We start from the raw sequence: 15,479 nt of genomic DNA on the forward strand, positions 1-15,479 counted from the left end.
CTAATTGAGCTGACGTTGCTTAGACTAACCTAAACATCATCAGATGTTCCATTCCAAGTTTGTAACCGAGCCTCAGAGGACGCATGTCACCCCTGCCACGCCGCACCCCGAAGCACACCCATCGCCGCGCAGGGAAGCGCTCCGTGTGGGCACTCGCGCCTCTGCTGTGCGCGGCGCTGGCGCTGGGATTCACCACACCCGCCGTCGACTCGGGCGCGGTGATATCGGGGCCAGCAGCGCAGCGCACTGAGCCAGCCACCCTCAGCCCAGAACTCTCGGACTACCTCAGTGCGGCGCCCGCAACAGAGTTCCCCCGTGGTTTCGAAGCGGCGCTCAGCAACGCGCCTGCGCCTGAGGCTGACCCGGCACCGGCGCGGGCTGCTGCGCCAAACAGCGCGCCCGACGAAGCGTGGGTCGATGCGAAAACAGGGCGCATCGAGGTCATTGTGTACTTCACCGATCAGGGAGTCACCGCAGCGTCCCAGGGGGACCCTGCGCTTGCCGCCACCGCGCTGCAGCAGGACGCTGACGCACACTGGGACACGATTGATCGCCGCCTCTCCGCACTCACCGAGAGCGGGCGAATCGAAGTACTGAATCGATTCTGGGTCACCAGCGCGGTGCTCGTATCCGCTGAGGCGACGGATCGCACACTCGCCGATCTGGCCGCGTTGCCCGGCGCCATTGAAGTCACACCGAATTACACCGTTGAGCCGCTCGACGACACGATCGACGTGCTTCCCGAGGTCAGAGACACCCCAGACACGGGTGACGTCGGAGCAACCCCGAGCACTGCCGAGGCCACCGACGACCCCGTTGCCGCCGAGGCGGCCGACGCCTCCGCCGCCGCCGCAGATGCCGAGACGGCGGCCCTCGCGGCGGCCGAACCGGCACTCACCTACGGGCTCGAAAAGATCGGCGCCGATGACGCGTGGCGCGACTTCGGCGCCCGCGGCCAGGGCGTGCGCGTCGCCGTACTCGACACCGGCATCGACGCGAGCCACCCGGATATCGGCAGTCGTCTCGTCGGCCGCGGCACCGGCGACCCCAGTTACCCCGGCGGGTGGATCAACTTCGACCGCACTGGCAAGCCACTCGTGACGAAGCCGACCGATCCCGGCTCGCACGGCACACACGTCGCCGGCACTATCCTCGGCGGCTCGGCCTCCGGCACCAGCATTGGCGTCGCCCCGGACGCTGAGCTCATGGCGGCCAATGTGCTCAGCGGCGGCGGCAGCACCGCAAAGATCCTTGCCGCGCTCGAGTGGGTGATCTCCCCCACTGACGGCACCGGCGCTCCGGCCGGCAGGGCCGCCGACGTCATCAACATGTCGCTCGGTTCCGGAGGCTTCGAGCATCAACTCGCACGGGCGATCCGCAATGTGCGCGACGCTGGTATTTTCCCCGCCATCGCAATCGGCAACAAGGCTGGCACCACCTCGGCACCCGGGAACTACTTCGAAGCCGTCGCAGTCGGCATGACGAACGCCGAAGACCAGGTGGACCGCGATTCGAGCGGCGGCGTGATGACCTGGGGCAGCGCAATCACGAGCGAGTACGGCTGGCCGGAGAGCTTCGTGAAGCCAGACATCTCCGCACCTGGCGTCCGCGTGCTGTCGGCCATGCCCGGCGGAAAGTATGGCGAGGCCACCGGGACGTCGATGGCGACTCCGCACGTCGCAGGCGCCGTTGCGCTGCTGCGCTCAGCACAGGCCGGCCTCAGCGTGACCGAGATTGAGGACGCGCTCGAACGCACTGCCTGGCACCCCAATCCTGAGTCTGGCCCTGACATTGGCTATGGTCACGGCCGCATCGACGTGCACGCCGCGATCAGCGCCGTACTCGGCGAATCAGGGGTGAAGGGCCAGGTTGTCAACGCCGGCAGCGGAGCCCCAGTTTCAGGCGCGACGGTGAGCTTCGCCGAACGCGGTGAGACCTGGACCACAGATGTACAGGGGCGCTTCACCGCCCGCCTCGCGCCTGGCAGCTATTCACTCACCGTGCAGCGCTTCGGCTACGAGACCGCTCAGACCGCCGCGGTAACTGTCACTGCGAACGGCTTCACCGAGCTTTCGATTCCGGTCACCCAGATCACCGTTGGATCACTCACCGGCACGGTGCTGGACCATCGCACCTCAGCACCGATCGCGGGCGCCACAGTGTCCCTCGTCGGGACCGAGTTGACCGCCACCACTGACGCGCAGGGCGCCTATCGATTTGATGCCTTGCCGATCGGCGCCTACCAGGTGCGCGCGGTGGCGGATGACAAGGCTGCTGCCATGTCCGCGGCCGCTCCTGTCAAGGCTGCGCTCACGACCACGGTGAAGTTCCGCCTCGCAGACCTCAGCAGCGTGCTCGTCCTCGGCGATGCCACCGGGCGGACAGCCGCCCTGCTCGCCGACAACGGATTTGCCGTCGAAGCGCGCCCCGCGCTGCCCGCGAATCTTGCAGAGCTCGGGGCCTACGACGCGGTGCTGTGGGATGCACCAACGGGTGATGCCTCGCGCGCACGAATCCAGGAAGCCATCGCTGAGACCGACGCTTCTGGCACCGGGATCCTCTGGCTGGATCTCGGGGTCAGCGAGCACAGCGGCCTCGCCGCACTCTCGCGTGCGCTCGGCGACCCGGCGGATCGCTCGGCCACCGACGATCGCAGCGCCTCCGCGGTCGGATACCGCATCACCGCGGAGCATGAGATTCTCGCAGGCGGCCTGCTGAGCCCGGACGCGCTGCAGCCGGGCTCGATCGTGGTGCAGAACTCCGCGACTGCCGGGCCAAAATTTGCAGCGTGGTTCGGCGCACTCACCGGCTCGACACCCACGGTCATCGCCGAGACCGTCGTGCAGCACACCGACACGACGGTGCAGCCGAACGCGGTGAGCACGACCGCGCAGGGTTCCGGCCTCGCAGTGGATCAGCGGGCGAAGAACCGCCACGCCTATCTTGCGCTGCACGGCAGCTCACCGGCGGTGGACGCCCGCAATTGGTCCCCAGCGTCGGCGCAGTTGCTCCTCAATACCGTGAAGTGGGCCGCACCCGTCGCGCTTCAGGCGCCAGAGCCAGAGATCTGGGTTGGTACGCCACCCGTCATCACGCCACCAGTGGTTGTCCCTCCGATCGTGAACCCTCCCGTGGTAACTCCTCCGAAGCCAGGCACCACGAACGGCACACGCGGTCCGGGCGAGAACGGCCCCGTCACAGTTCCCGCGAACGCGGCTCCGGCAGGAGCCCCGGCTGGAGGAGTTGCCTCGAGCAACGCAGGCGGCTCCACTCGTGCACCGGCAAGCCAAGCGGCGCCGAAGCCGGACAAGAAGCCGGCTGCCCCGGTACAGAGCGCGCGCGACCTCACCGCGGACAATGCCGGCGGCATCACCTCACGCATCACAGACGGCATCGCGTACATCACGATCCCCAAGGCACAGGCAGGCGATTGGTTCTTCCTCCATGTCTACCCGAACGGCACGCCGGTCGACTGGATCAGGGTCAACGATGAGGGCGAGCTCCGCATCGACATCTCGAAGCTCACACGCGGCAGCTATCAGTTCGCCTTCACGTCCAGCGAGAGCACGCTTGCCGGGTGGGTCGAGATCGTGATTTCAGGTACTGCACAGGGTGTCGCCGCACCGGGGCTCGTCGACGAGCCGACACAGCTGAGCGCGATGACTCCTGCACCAGGAGGCGGGCTCACACTCAGCGCCGGTGAGCAGCTGATGCTGCTCGGCTCAGCACTGCTGATTCTGGCCGCAGCAGGGCTTGTGCTGTTCGGCCCGCGGAAGCGCCAGACCCCCGCCGCAGTCGCGGCGGTGTAGCCGCCTCAACTGCACCGGTACCGGCCGAGAGTGCGGCGTGTGTGGTTGAACGATCGTTTCGACCACACACGCCACACTCGGCCCGATGCGTGGCTGGAATGCGGGTATTAGGCTGCGACCGCGATGCGCTCGGAGCTCATCGCCGCATCCACCAGGATGGGAAGGTGATCCGAGAGACCACGGCCCAGCGTTGACACACACTGGATATCGAGCCCCATGGACGTCGCAAAATCGAAGTGGCCGCGGAACATCTTGTATCGCGTGTAGGTGCGCTTATCGCTCAGGCTGAGCTCGTAGCCATGATCGCGCATCTCGGTATCGAGCCTGCCCTTGAACACGGGGTAGTTGTAGTCGCCGACCATGAGCGCGGGCAGCCCCGGCCCAAGCTGGCGCAGCTCAGCGAGCGCTGCGTGAATCTGATGACGGCGCAGCGAGTTCAGCGCGGTGAGAGGCGCTGCGTGAAACGATGCGACAACGAGGTCGCGGCTGGTCTCCCGATCATGCAGGCGCGCACCCAGCAGTCGCTCGTGTGCCGGAGCGAGCAACCGGTCGTGCAGCGACTTCTTCAGCTGGAACGTTTGTGCTGAGCGGGTCACGAAGCGATCGGCGCGCACGTACATTGCGAGTCCGAGCCGATTGCGTTCAGTGGCGTGTACCAGCTGCAGCGCTCCCAGCTCAGCGGGAAGCGCGACCGACTCGGCTTCCTGCAGGCAGAGTACATCGACCTCGTGGTCTGCGGCGAGCGCAGCGATCTCAGTGACCGCGCGGTTTTTCCGCAGATTGTAGCTGATGACCTTCATACCCTGCCTTTCCCCGGGGATATCCCCGGGCCAGTCCAACAGGCCCAACCCTACGCGCGTAAAGCTGAGTGTGGGCAGCGCATCACCCGGGTGCCTTCACAGCTCTCTGGGGCAGGCACCACCGCGCGCCTCAATCGAAGCGGAGCCCGGAGGCCACATCGCCGAGCGCCGCTCGCACTGCCGCAAGCGCCGGGTGGCCTCCGCTCGAGGCGCGGGCCGCCGTGAACACGGTGCGGTGCGGGTCCCCCGACAGCGCGAGCAGGCGCACCCGCCCGCGTGTGCGCACGAGGCCCGGTAGGAGGGCGACTGCGTTGCCTGATTCGATGAGTCTGAGGTGCGCCTGGAGATCAGCGGTCTCATACCGCACGTCTGGCTCGAAGCCGGCACTCCGGCAGATTTCCTCCGACCAGTGCCGTGTCGCTGCTCCGTGTGGCTCCATCACCCATGGCAACTCGGCAAGCTGCGCAAGCTCAGTGACACGGTCAAAGCGCGAGTCCCCCGCCCCATAGGGCGGCAACCCGAGCCTGATCGGATCCCGTGTGAGCGCCTCCCGGTCGAGCCCCTGGAAGTGCGGGGCGGCGTGCCCGGGGTAGTGCTCTGCGACCACCAGGTCAAAGCCCCGCGCCCAGGTTTCCCTGAGCGCGGCACCGGGCTCGACCTGCACGACCTCCACTCGCAGCGCAGGGTGTCGGTCGCGGAGCGCGCGGAGCGCTTCTGGCATGAATGCGAGCATCGCGGTTTGGAACGCCGCGATTCGCACCGTGCCCGTCACTTCGGCGCGCGCTCGATGCAGAGCCGCCTCCGCACGCTCGAGACCCGCGAGCAGCGATTCCGCTTCAGCGGCGAGTGCCTCACCTGCAGCGGTGATCTCGAGCGTGCGTCCGCTCTTGCGCAGCAACTCAACCCCAGCCTCACGCTCAAGCAGCGCGAGCTGTTGCGAAACGGCTGACGGGCTGTAGTTCAGCGCGGCAGCGACCGCAGCCACCGTGCCGCGGGCCCGCAACTCCCACAGCAACCGCAGCCGTTTCATTTCAAGCATCAGCTGTTCTCCCTGCTTCGGTGCGCGACACTGCCGAGGACAGGTTACAACAGTTTTACTTCACGATATTCACTGAAAACGATCACTGTACTTCATCCTGATCTGGGTCCACACTGGCACTATCACCGGTCGCCCGCGACCCATTCCGAGAAAGGTCGCCCGTGACCGCGCAGCCAACAACCCGCCCCCAGGATCTCGCCGATCAGGCCGTCGCCCTTGTCGAGCGCTGGATCGCCGAGGCCGCGGAGATTCCCGCCGACGCTGCGGCCGAGCGCCTCGCCGGTGTGCTGCGGGATCCCCGTGGACTCGACTTCACCGTGGGTTTTGTCGACGGCGTGGTGCGGCCGGAGGACCTCTCCGCCGCCGCGAAGCAGTTGCGGGCGCTCACCCCGCTCACCCCACAGTTTCTCCCTGCCGCACTGCGCGGTGCGATCAGTGTCGGCGGCGCGATGGCGCCGGCGCTTCCGGCTCTCGTGGTGCCCCTCGCCCGCCGCGTGCTCAGGCAGATGGTCAGCCACCTCATCATCGATGCGAGCGAGGCCAAGCTCGGCCCGGCCATCGCCAAGATCACGCGTGACGATGTGCGGCTCAACATCAACCTCCTGGGAGAGGCAATCCTCGGCGAGCAGGAGGCGGCCAGACGGCTTGCAGGAACCCATCAGCTCCTGCAGCGCCCGGACGTCGACTACGTATCGATCAAGGTGTCCTCCACTGTTGCGCCACACAACCACTGGGCATTTGACGAGGCAGTAGCCCGTATCGAAGATCATCTTCTCCCGCTGTTCGCCCGCGCGGCCGCAGCGAGTCCGCACAAGTTCATCAACCTCGATATGGAGGAGTACAAAGACCTCGATCTCACGCTCGCCGTGTTCACGAGCATCCTCGACCGTCCGGAGTTCGCGCAATTGGAAGCAGGCATCGTGCTTCAGGCGTATCTCCCTGATGCGTTGCGCGCCATGATCCGCCTCCAGCACTGGTCAGCCACGCGCGTCGCCCATGGCGGCGCCCCCATCAAAGTGCGCGTGGTCAAGGGGGCCAACCTCCCGATGGAATTGGTGGATGCCGCCCTGCACGGGTGGCCCGCCGCAACGTGGGGCAGTAAGCAGGAGACGGACACCAGCTACAAGGCCGTGCTCGATTACGCACTGCACCCCGAGCGCGTCCGCAACGTGCGCGTCGGAGTGGCCGGGCACAATCTCTTTGACGTCGCGCTCGCGTGGCTTCTCGCGCAGGCCCGCGGCGCCGAGTCAGGAATTGAGTTCGAGATGTTGCTCGGCATGGCCACCGGTCAGGCGGAGGCGGTGAAGCGCGAAGTTGGCTCACTACTCCTGTACACCCCGGTGGTGCACCCGCGCGAGTTCGACGTCGCCATCGCGTACCTGATCCGGCGGCTCGAAGAGGGAGCAAGCCAGGAGAACTTCATGTCGGCGGTGTTCGAGCTCGACGAAAATCGCCCGCTGTTCGAGCGTGAACGCGACCGTTTCCTCGCTTCGCTCGAAGCGCTCGACGAGATGACAGGCGGTGCACCCGCGGACAGCGCCAGCGAGGAGCGCACCGCGCCCCTCCCACACCGCAGGCAGGATCGGCGCCGCTCTGACGCCGCCGGAATTGACGACCGCGTGGCTGAGCGGATCGCGGCCGGCCGCCGCGGCGAATTCACCAATGTCCCCGATACGGATCCGGATCTCCCTGGAAACCGCCTCTGGGGCCTCGAAATCGCGGATCGCATGGTCGCCTCGCAGCTCGGGGCTGAAACTGTTGCCGCCGCAACGGTGCCGAATCAGACCGCGCTCAATACCGTGATCACACGCGGAGTCACGGCAGCCACCGCGTGGCAAGCCCTCGGCGCCGAGAAGCGCGCCGAGATCCTCTACCGCGCTGGAGAACTGCTCGAGGCGAAGCGTGCCGCGCTGCTTGAGGTGATGGGATCCGAGTGCGGAAAGACGCTCGATCAGGGCGATCCGGAGGTTTCCGAGGCCATCGATTTCGCGAATTACTACGCCATGCTGGGCCAGTTGCTCGAGCAGGTCGACGGAGCGGTGCCTCAGCCAGTCGCGCTGACCGCGGTTATCCCCCCGTGGAACTTCCCTGTGGCGATCCCCGCTGGCGGAACGCTCGCGGCGCTCGCGGCTGGCTCGGCTGTCATTCTCAAGCCGGCACAGAGCGCCGCACGTTCAGGTGCCGTGCTCGTTGAGGCGCTCTGGGAGGCAGGGGTCCCCCGAGACGTGCTGCAACTCGTGCAGTTCCGCGACCGAGGTCTCGGCTCGGCTCTCGTCGCAGACTCCCGCGTCGATCGACTCATCCTCACCGGCGCGTACGAAACCGCCGCCCGGTTCCGCGAGCTGCGCGCTGACCTGCCGCTGCTCGCCGAAACGAGCGGCAAAAACGCGATCATCGTCACACCGAACGCGGATCTCGATCTCGCGGCCCGAGACGTCGCCCAATCGGCGTTCGGGCACGCCGGGCAGAAGTGCTCGGCCGCATCTCTCGTGATCCTGGTCGGCTCTGTGGCCCAGTCCGCCCGGTTCAGGGCGCAGCTGCTGGATGCCGTGAGTTCGCTCCGCGTGGGCACCCCGGACCAGCTCACCACGCAGATGGGTCCGATCATTGCAGCTCCGAGCGGCAAGCTGCTGCGCGGCCTCACGACGCTCGGCGCAGGCGAGCGGTGGCTGATTCCCCCTGAGCCGATCTCGAGCACACACCCACTTGCCGTTGACTCCGACGGCACGACGAAGCTCTGGCGTCCCGGAGTCCGCGCTGGCGTGCGGCGCGGCTCCGAATATCACCTCACCGAATACTTCGGGCCGATCCTCGGCATCATGACAGCCGAGACACTCGACGAAGCCATCGACATGGTGAATGAGGTTGACTACGGTCTCACAAGCGGGCTCCACTCACTGGATTCCGACGAGCTCGCCACGTGGCTGCGGCGGATCGAGGCTGGCAACCTCTACGTCAACCGTGGAATCACCGGCGCGATCGTGCGCCGACAGTCCTTCGGCGGGTGGAAGAAGTCGGCGATCGGTGCCGGCACGAAGGCCGGAGGGCCAAGCTACCTTCACGGGCTTGTCAATTGGGCGGATGCCCCGGTCATGCAGTCGCTCCGCGCGCCACTCCCCAGTGTTGCGCCCCTGCTCACGGCCGCTCAGCAATCCGGTCTCACTGGCGCGGATTTGGCCTGGCTTCGCGCGGCACTCGGCAGTGACGCCGCCGCATGGGAGGACGAATTCGGGATCGCGCGCGATGCGTCCCAGCTCGGTGTCGAACGCAATGTGCTGCGCTACTTCCCAGTCGCGGCGACACTGCGGATCGCGGAAGACGCGCCGTTACACGAGGCCGTCCGTGCGATCGCGGCCGCGGTGGGTGCCGGGGCTCATCCCGTGGTCAGCACAGCACAGCGGTTTCCAGAAGCGCTGCTGGCGGCGCTCGGCAGCGCTGGTGTCTCCGTGCACGTCGAGAGCGCCGCAGCGTGGGCGAGGCGGGTGGCCGAGCTCGCAGCACAGGACGGCCCCGCAGCGAGCGCCAGGATCCGCCTCGTGGCGGGCGCTTCGCGCGCGTCTGAGGCCGCAGCGGTCTCAGTTGCGACGGGCGGGAAACCCGATGTCGCGGTCTACGCAGGTCCTGTCGTAGCGGCGGGCCGCGTCGAACTGCTGCCGCATCTGCGGGAACAGGCCGTCTCGATCACCGCGCACCGATTCGGCACGCCCACTCATCTCTCGGATGGGCTGCTGTGAGGCACATGAGCGCGCGCCGGTGCATCGTGCGCTCCCACGCCAGCTAGAGCCGGCGCAGGCGCACCTCCAGAGTGCCAAGCACCATCCGCTCTGGAGCGATGAACTCTTCTCCCGACGGCAGCGGCGTCACATTCCCCGCACCATCGAGCACAGCGATGCCGTTCGTGGAGCCGAGATCCTCGATCGTCCACCCCTCGCCATCGCGGCGCAGCCTCGCGTGAGACTTGGAGAGCGTACGGGTTGGATCGCCCACCACGAGAACTGTGGAGCCGTCGAGCGGCGTCGGTTTGCGGCCCACGACGACGTCATCGCCCACGAGCTCAATGGTGTCCCCATCGGGCAGCTCGAGTCCCCACCGCGCGCGCTTCGGAACCACGACGGTGTGATCGCTGATCTCGTCGTCATCTCGGAGCACTCCGCCCGCATCCGACGCGGGCGCAGAGGCCGCGACTGCGGCTGCGGGTGCCGGTGCGGGTGTGGGTACCGCAGGTGTCTCGAGCAGCACAGGCGTCTGCGCGACAGGGTCCATGAAGATCGACGCGACCGGCTCGGCCGACTGCGCAGGCTCGAGCGTGTGCTCTGCCTCAGGGGCAGCGCCTCCCGGGAGGTGCTCAGTCACTGGCGGGACTGGTGGCGTCGCGGCAACAGGCTGGGGAGATGCCACGGAGTCTGCAAGCGCAGGCGCTGACGAGAGATGAGGCTCAGACTCGATCACCGGTGCCTGGGTCTGCTCGGCAGTGCTCGGCTGCGGCGCGACCGCTGCGAGCGGCTCAGGCAGCGAGAGCGGCACCGCAGACACGGGAGGCGCAACGTCGGCATCCCCAGGCCAGGCGAAGGGCTCAGGAGTCTGGTGAATCCCGAGTGGCGCAGCAGGACGCGCCTCGAACTGCTCAGCGGCAAGTCGCTCGTAATTCCCCTCGGTGGTGCTACTGAAACCCCAATCATTCATCGCGTGCGGGTCGCGTGCCACCGGTTCCTGCGGCGTTTCGGGTGTCGCGCGCATCGCTCCCGGAGGCACCGGAGGGAGCCCGTGACCGGCCTCAACGTGCGGTTCAGATGACGGGAGTTCCTGCGGGGCCCACGCCTCGGCTGGCGGTTGCACGGCCTGAGGTGTGGGCTCGGCCCAGGTGTGGGGGCGGCGTGCTGCTGCGGGGGCACGGGGGCTGGCCAGGATTGCGCGACAGGCTGCGCCGCATCGGGCCAGGATGGAGCTGCAGCCGGAGCCGGCTGGGGCCAGGCAGCCGACTGTGGCGCGGGTGCCTGCTGGGCCGGTGACTGCTGGGCCGGCCACGAGGTGCGCCCTGCGCCGGCTGCGGGTTCCACCCTGCGCCGGCGGAGTGGGGGGTGCAGCAAGCGGCGGGAACGCAACCTCTCCCGTGTAGACGCTTGCCCCAGCGTAGGCGCCATCTGAGATGTGGCTGGCGAGGAGCATCGCCCAGATCGGTGGCAAGAACACGCCAAGAATCGTGTATGACGCGGTCTTCCCAAACTCAGTGTTGAGTCGGTGGATCGCCATGATCCTGAACACGAGTGTCACGATGCCAAGGCCGGGGACGAGCGCGAGCAGCACCGTCCACCCGGGCAACCCCGCACGGCGGATCAGCTGCCACTCGTTCCAGATGGGAATCCAACCGTGCGCCGCCGGCAGGCCGAGGTAGGGGAACAGCTTCGAGAGCGCCCACAAGTACCACACGTAGAAGACGAGAGCGACGAGCCCCCACACTCCAAGGACCGGTCCGAGTAGGGCGAGTCCGCCAGCACCGAGATCGTTGTCCATCAGTACGTCACCATTCCATTCATTGGGATGCCGAGATCGTCGCACGCAGCAGAATGCGGCGAAACACGGCACACCGTGTCTCCCAGCATCCTACGTTGCGCGGCCGTGTTGCGGCCGCTCATATCCACGACAACGCCAATTGCGTGAGTCCCCAGAGGGCCCCGGTCACACACAGCACGGTTGCGGTCCCGCCCCAGACGGCGACGCGACGGAAGTTCCGATTCTGTTTTGCCAGCGATGGCTGCGCTGCCCGCTCTGCGTTGGACGGCCCCGAGGGCACCCCTGATGCCGACGGCGGCGCGGCTGGAACACTGGCCGGTGCCACCGGCGGCCGCGGCCCGTACACCACAGGGAATTCCGGCCTGGCGCCGCCGCGCGGAGCCGCCGTACCTGGACTGGGGGCAGCGGGAACGCGCTTCGTATTGTCGAGCGGCGATTTGAACATCAGCGCTGACAGTTCGCTCGCCGAGCGCGGGTCAGCGGGTTCGGGCAGCGGTGGTGCGGGGACCCCGCGCTCACGGCTCCCGGGCACGGCGGGGTGCACTGCGGGGTCTGACCCTTGCACCGGCTCGCGGCCCTGCCCCTGCGCATCTTCGTGACTCATGCTCACCTCGATTCCGTCTCTGCGCGCTGCCTCTGGCCTGCTCTGGCCAGTCTCACGATTCCAAAGGAAGCGAGCGAGTACCTGGCCGCGAGGCGTGCCCACCGTGAGCGCCCGGCGCGGAGCCCCGCGAGTTCAGCGTCAACGCTGGCCCACACGCGGTCAGCAGCATCGGGGTCAGCCCCTCCCCTGAGAACACCGCGTGGTCGACCTCGGCGGCGATCCTGAGGCCACCGGGAATGAGAGCGCCAAGGTCGCGCCGGCTCGCCGTGGGGGTCGAACGTGCGGCCCGCACGGCCCGAATTTCCGGGGTGCCAGCATCCGCGTGTGCGTCAAGCAGTTCTTCCCATGCGCCCAGCACCCGGGTTTCAACGGTGCCGGAACCGCGGCGGGAGCGGGAGCGCACCCGTTTCACCACGGGGATGAACAACACCAGCACCGCAAGGAGCACCAGCGCGACGATGCCGAGGCCAGCCCAGCGCACAATCGGCCACCACGAGCTGGGCTCCGTGTCTCCAGTCGTCTGCGACGGCACCGAATCGCCAGCGCCCGAGCCAAATTCGGGATCGCTCTCAGGCGCATCGAGTTCCTCTGGCACCGTGGCGTGCTCAGGCAAGCGTTCGCCTGAGTCGAGCGCAACGGGCGGAGTGGCGACCTGGGGGTCACGTCAATCGGGGCCCACACACCGTCAGCACCGCGTGCCTCGATCCACGCCGCCACGTTTGCTCCGGTGCAACTCTGCTCGCACGCCGGAACGCCTGGCACTCCTGCCTCGCCCATGCGCACTCCGAGGACCACCCGAGCATCAAATCCCATGGCGCGCGCCACCTGCACGGCGGCAGCCGCGAACTGCTCATCATCGCCGATCCCCGACACCAGCGCGGCATCGTCTGCGTCGGCACCTGCGGCTTCCTGCTGCTCATTGAGCTGGGTGAAGAGTTCTTCGGTGCGCGCCGTCGAATGACCGCCAGAGCTCGCCACGAACCGCGTACCGTATTCAGCGGCGAGTTCGTCGAGCCACAGGCGCTCGTTCTGATCGCTCAGGGCATGGCTGAGATAGCCGCGCTCGCGCAACCGCTCGATTGCTGTCTCGAGCCCCTCGCCGCTCGACGGCAGCGACTGTTGCCCGAGCCAGCGATCCAGTTGCGGGAGCTCGGAGAGATCAAGATCCGGGGTAGCGCGTGCGGGGGCACCCCCAGCTGCGCGTCGGGGGCAGCGCTGAGCTCGACCGTGTACTCGTCTCCTGAGCGGAGGCCCGCAGCCGTCGGCACCGCGATCCCTGCTCCGGTGTCTCTATCAAGGTAAAACCCATCGCTGAGCTCAGCTGCGCGTGGCCCGGCAAAGCGCGGGGTCGCCGCGAGTTCCGTGGTGAGCGGCACCCAGATCCCAGAGTATCCCGCAGCGATTTCGACGCGGATCTGCGTCGGGTCGGCCACCGTACCGCCGCTCGGATAGCGAGTGAACGTGCCCGGGCCGACGCTGACCGTGAAATCGATACCGTTCGAGTGATCGAGCACGGCGAGGCGCAACCGCCCAGGGAGCTTCCCCGCACTCGACACGGTGAAAAGCGGTGCTTCGAACGCTGCATCGCGTTTCCAGACGCGGTAACTCGCCAGTGGGCTCGTCTGTTCGCGCACGACCACCACGGGGTCAATGCGATCGCGCGGCACCGAGCGCGGAGTCGTCGCGGCCGCAGGCGCGAGCACGGCTGCCGCGCTGAGCGCGAGCACGACGATGCCGGCCCCGATGGCACCGCGGGTCACGCTGCGACGGCGCGCACGCGACTCGCGTCCGAGGCGCAGTGCTGCACGGCGCGCGGCTCCCGACGTCCACGAGATCCAGCAAGCGATCACAATTCCGGCGGCGATCCACACCGCGAGCTCGCGCGGGGCTGTCACGGTTACGGAGCCCAACAGGAGCGGCTCACTGAGCTCGGCAGGGCCGAACACGGTGCCGTATCCGACCGCTGCGGCAGCCGGCAGCGCGGCCCACACGGCGCTCTTCGCGTCGCGCAGTGCGAGCCAGGTGCTCGCGGCAACCGATGCGTAGACGAGGACAAAGACTGGCACGAGCACGGCCTGATAGGTGCCGAGCGGCAGGGTGAGGGTAAGCACCTGCTTCCACCCGAGCGCCACCGCAGCGAGGCCGTCGCCCAGGCCACGCGGAATACCAGCCGCTCCGCTCAGCAGCGCGTCCGGCACGGCCAGAGGCACGAGCAGCACCACGAACCCCAGTAGTAGCGCACCTGCAGTGAAACTGCCCCAGCGCCAGAGGCGACCGGCCAGCACCACTCCATACGCGGCACCCGTCGCTCCGGCGATGAGGAGCCAGAGGTGTTCGCTGCGATAGATCGGCCAGGCCGCAACTGCAGCAAGGATCCCGATCGCGACCGCGAGCACTCCGCTCCACACGATCTGGGCGGGGTCGCGCGTGCGCGCATCCCAGCGGGGCTCATACGGTGGCCCGGCGCAGTAGCAACTGCGGTAGATCGGTGAGCGCGCCCACGGTCAGGACGCTCCCCACGTCGCTGTGGTGCGCAGCGGGGTCTGCCAGCGGCGCGCAGCGCACTGTGAGCACCGTGACATCCGGCGGGAATGCGACGGCGGCGCGACGGAGCCTGGTCGGATCGGGGACCCCGCCGGTCACGAGCGCGACCAGCGAGAGCGGGCGCCTGGACTGCGCGAGACCGCGCGCAATGTACTCGAGGGGTGCGGCTTCGGCGGTGGAGTTCACGCGTGACCACGCGTCGAGCAGCTGTGTCGGAGTGCGCGACGGCAGCTCTTCCAGACCGTCGATCGCGGATCGCTCGCGGCCTGGTTCCCACTGCGTTCCTACGAAGCGCTCGCGTCCCTCGCGCACAGCCTGCAGCGCAAGGGAGGCGGCAACGCTCACCCCGAGTTCAAACGCCTCGGCGTTTTCATACTCCGCAAGGTTGGCGTCGAACAGGATCGCAGAACGCGCAGTCTGCGATTCCTCGTACTGTCGCACCATAATGGTGCCGGTCTTCGCGGTCGAGCGCCAGTGGATGTGGCGCCGCGAGTCACCGTGTGCGTAGTCGCGCACAGCGTGGAAAGAGAGATCAGCATCCGTCAGACGCTTGCTCGCGTCGCCTTCGAGATCACGCACGAGGCCGGCGGCGCCTGGTGGCAGCGCCGTGGTGATCGGGTGCACGTGCAGCAGATGTGTGTCTGGCCACGTCAGCTCACGCCGCAGCAGACCAACGGGGTCGCGGCGCGCGAGCGTAACGGGGCCCACCTCGATCACGCCCCGCTGCGGCGTTGGAACGTCGAGCGGCAGAGTCGTGCTCGAGCCGGGAGCGATCAACGGGATCGGCAGCTCACGCAGCGCAGGGCCGACCGGGAGTTCGGCGGTCGCGGGGAGAGTGGGCGTGGCACCGGGGTTCTGCACCTCAACTTCGAGACGCACCTCGCCGCCAGCCACCACGCGGAGGCGACTGGCCTCGATCCGGATCTCGTAGGACCGCCCACCGGCGAGGAACGGCACGGCGACCAGCAGCAGCAGAGCGCCGGCGATCGCAACAGTCCATGCCTCAACCAGACCAAACCCGATACCCAGGAGCGCGGCGACGATAACCGCGACGATCACGAAGCTACCGGTCGGCGTAATCAGGCGCGAGGTATTCACCCAGGCAGCACGAACTCTCCGCACCGAGCGGGTCCAGGCGCGGCGACGTTTCGCCGCTCGCGTGAGACCAACGG

At 67.8% G+C, this 15,479-nt stretch carries 9 protein-coding genes and 1 pseudogene; 2 read left to right on the forward strand and 8 right to left on the reverse strand.

From position 1 onward, the window contains the following. The first annotated feature begins 83 nt into the window (after positions 1 to 83). On the forward strand, positions 84 to 3,809 hold the full coding sequence (locus K1X41_RS06595) for a S8 family serine peptidase (protein ID WP_220175632.1): 3,726 nt from the start codon (positions 84 to 86) through the stop codon (positions 3,807 to 3,809). 107 nt (positions 3,810 to 3,916) lie between these two features. Here the strand turns inward: K1X41_RS06595 and K1X41_RS06600 are convergent, their stop codons facing one another. Together K1X41_RS06600 and K1X41_RS06605 are read right to left on the reverse strand one after the other, a co-directional pair. Then, positions 3,917 to 4,609, reverse strand: a complete 693-nt coding sequence (locus K1X41_RS06600; protein WP_132206782.1) for an endonuclease/exonuclease/phosphatase family protein — start codon at positions 4,607 to 4,609, stop codon at positions 3,917 to 3,919. A gap of 130 nt (positions 4,610 to 4,739) precedes the next feature. Beyond that, positions 4,740 to 5,648, reverse strand: a complete 909-nt coding sequence (locus tag K1X41_RS06605; RefSeq protein ID WP_132206781.1) for a LysR family transcriptional regulator — start codon at positions 5,646 to 5,648, stop codon at positions 4,740 to 4,742. 161 nt (positions 5,649 to 5,809) lie between these two features. On the opposite strand from K1X41_RS06605, the gene K1X41_RS06610 reads away from it, so the two are divergent. Beyond that, positions 5,810 to 9,382, forward strand: coding sequence for a bifunctional proline dehydrogenase/L-glutamate gamma-semialdehyde dehydrogenase (locus K1X41_RS06610; protein ID WP_258566685.1), 3,573 nt, complete (start codon positions 5,810 to 5,812; stop codon positions 9,380 to 9,382). Between the two features lie 43 nt (positions 9,383 to 9,425). Here K1X41_RS06610 and K1X41_RS06615 read toward each other — a convergent pair whose 3' ends face one another. The 6 genes and pseudogenes from K1X41_RS06615 to K1X41_RS06640 form a co-directional block, all read right to left on the reverse strand. After that, a complete protein-coding gene (locus tag K1X41_RS06615) occupies positions 9,426 to 11,159 on the reverse strand; it encodes a DUF5684 domain-containing protein (protein WP_220175633.1) in 1,734 nt (577 codons plus the stop codon). A gap of 118 nt (positions 11,160 to 11,277) precedes the next feature. Then, positions 11,278 to 11,763, reverse strand: coding sequence for a hypothetical protein (locus tag K1X41_RS06620; RefSeq protein WP_220175634.1), 486 nt, complete (start codon positions 11,761 to 11,763; stop codon positions 11,278 to 11,280). Between the two features lie 52 nt (positions 11,764 to 11,815). Then, positions 11,816 to 12,376 carry a hypothetical protein gene (locus K1X41_RS06625; RefSeq protein WP_258566686.1) on the reverse strand — a complete coding sequence of 187 codons (561 nt, stop codon included), beginning with the start codon at positions 12,374 to 12,376 and terminating at the stop codon, positions 11,816 to 11,818. Between the two features lie 110 nt (positions 12,377 to 12,486). Continuing rightward, positions 12,487 to 12,741, reverse strand: a pseudogene (locus K1X41_RS16100) (transglutaminase domain-containing protein); the annotation flags it as partial. Positions 12,742 to 12,800: 59 nt separating this feature from the next. Then, complete coding sequence (locus K1X41_RS06635; RefSeq protein ID WP_220175637.1) at positions 12,801 to 14,159, reverse strand: hypothetical protein; 1,359 nt, start codon at positions 14,157 to 14,159, stop codon at positions 12,801 to 12,803. 52 nt (positions 14,160 to 14,211) lie between these two features. Continuing rightward, positions 14,212 to 15,405: a DUF58 domain-containing protein gene (locus K1X41_RS06640; protein ID WP_258566687.1), complete on the reverse strand. Its 1,194-nt coding sequence runs from the start codon at positions 15,403 to 15,405 to the stop codon at positions 14,212 to 14,214. Between the last annotated feature and the right edge of the window lie 74 nt (positions 15,406 to 15,479).

It is taken from the genome of Leucobacter luti (genome assembly GCF_019464495.1).
GTDB classification, from domain to species: domain Bacteria; phylum Actinomycetota; class Actinomycetes; order Actinomycetales; family Microbacteriaceae; genus Leucobacter; species Leucobacter luti_A.

Excerpts from the sequence above, each read along its gene's own strand:
- K1X41_RS06605 (WP_132206781.1), bottom strand. The coding sequence starts at position 5,648 with ATGCTTGAAATGAAACGGCTGCGGTTGCTGTGGGAGTTGCGGGCCCGC.
- K1X41_RS06620 (WP_220175634.1), bottom strand. The coding sequence starts at position 11,763 with ATGAGTCACGAAGATGCGCAGGGGCAGGGCCGCGAGCCGGTGCAAGGG.
- K1X41_RS06615 (WP_220175633.1), bottom strand. The coding sequence starts at position 11,159 with ATGGACAACGATCTCGGTGCTGGCGGACTCGCCCTACTCGGACCGGTC.
- K1X41_RS06600 (WP_132206782.1), bottom strand. The coding sequence starts at position 4,609 with ATGAAGGTCATCAGCTACAATCTGCGGAAAAACCGCGCGGTCACTGAG.
- K1X41_RS06595 (WP_220175632.1), top strand. The coding sequence starts at position 84 with ATGTCACCCCTGCCACGCCGCACCCCGAAGCACACCCATCGCCGCGCA.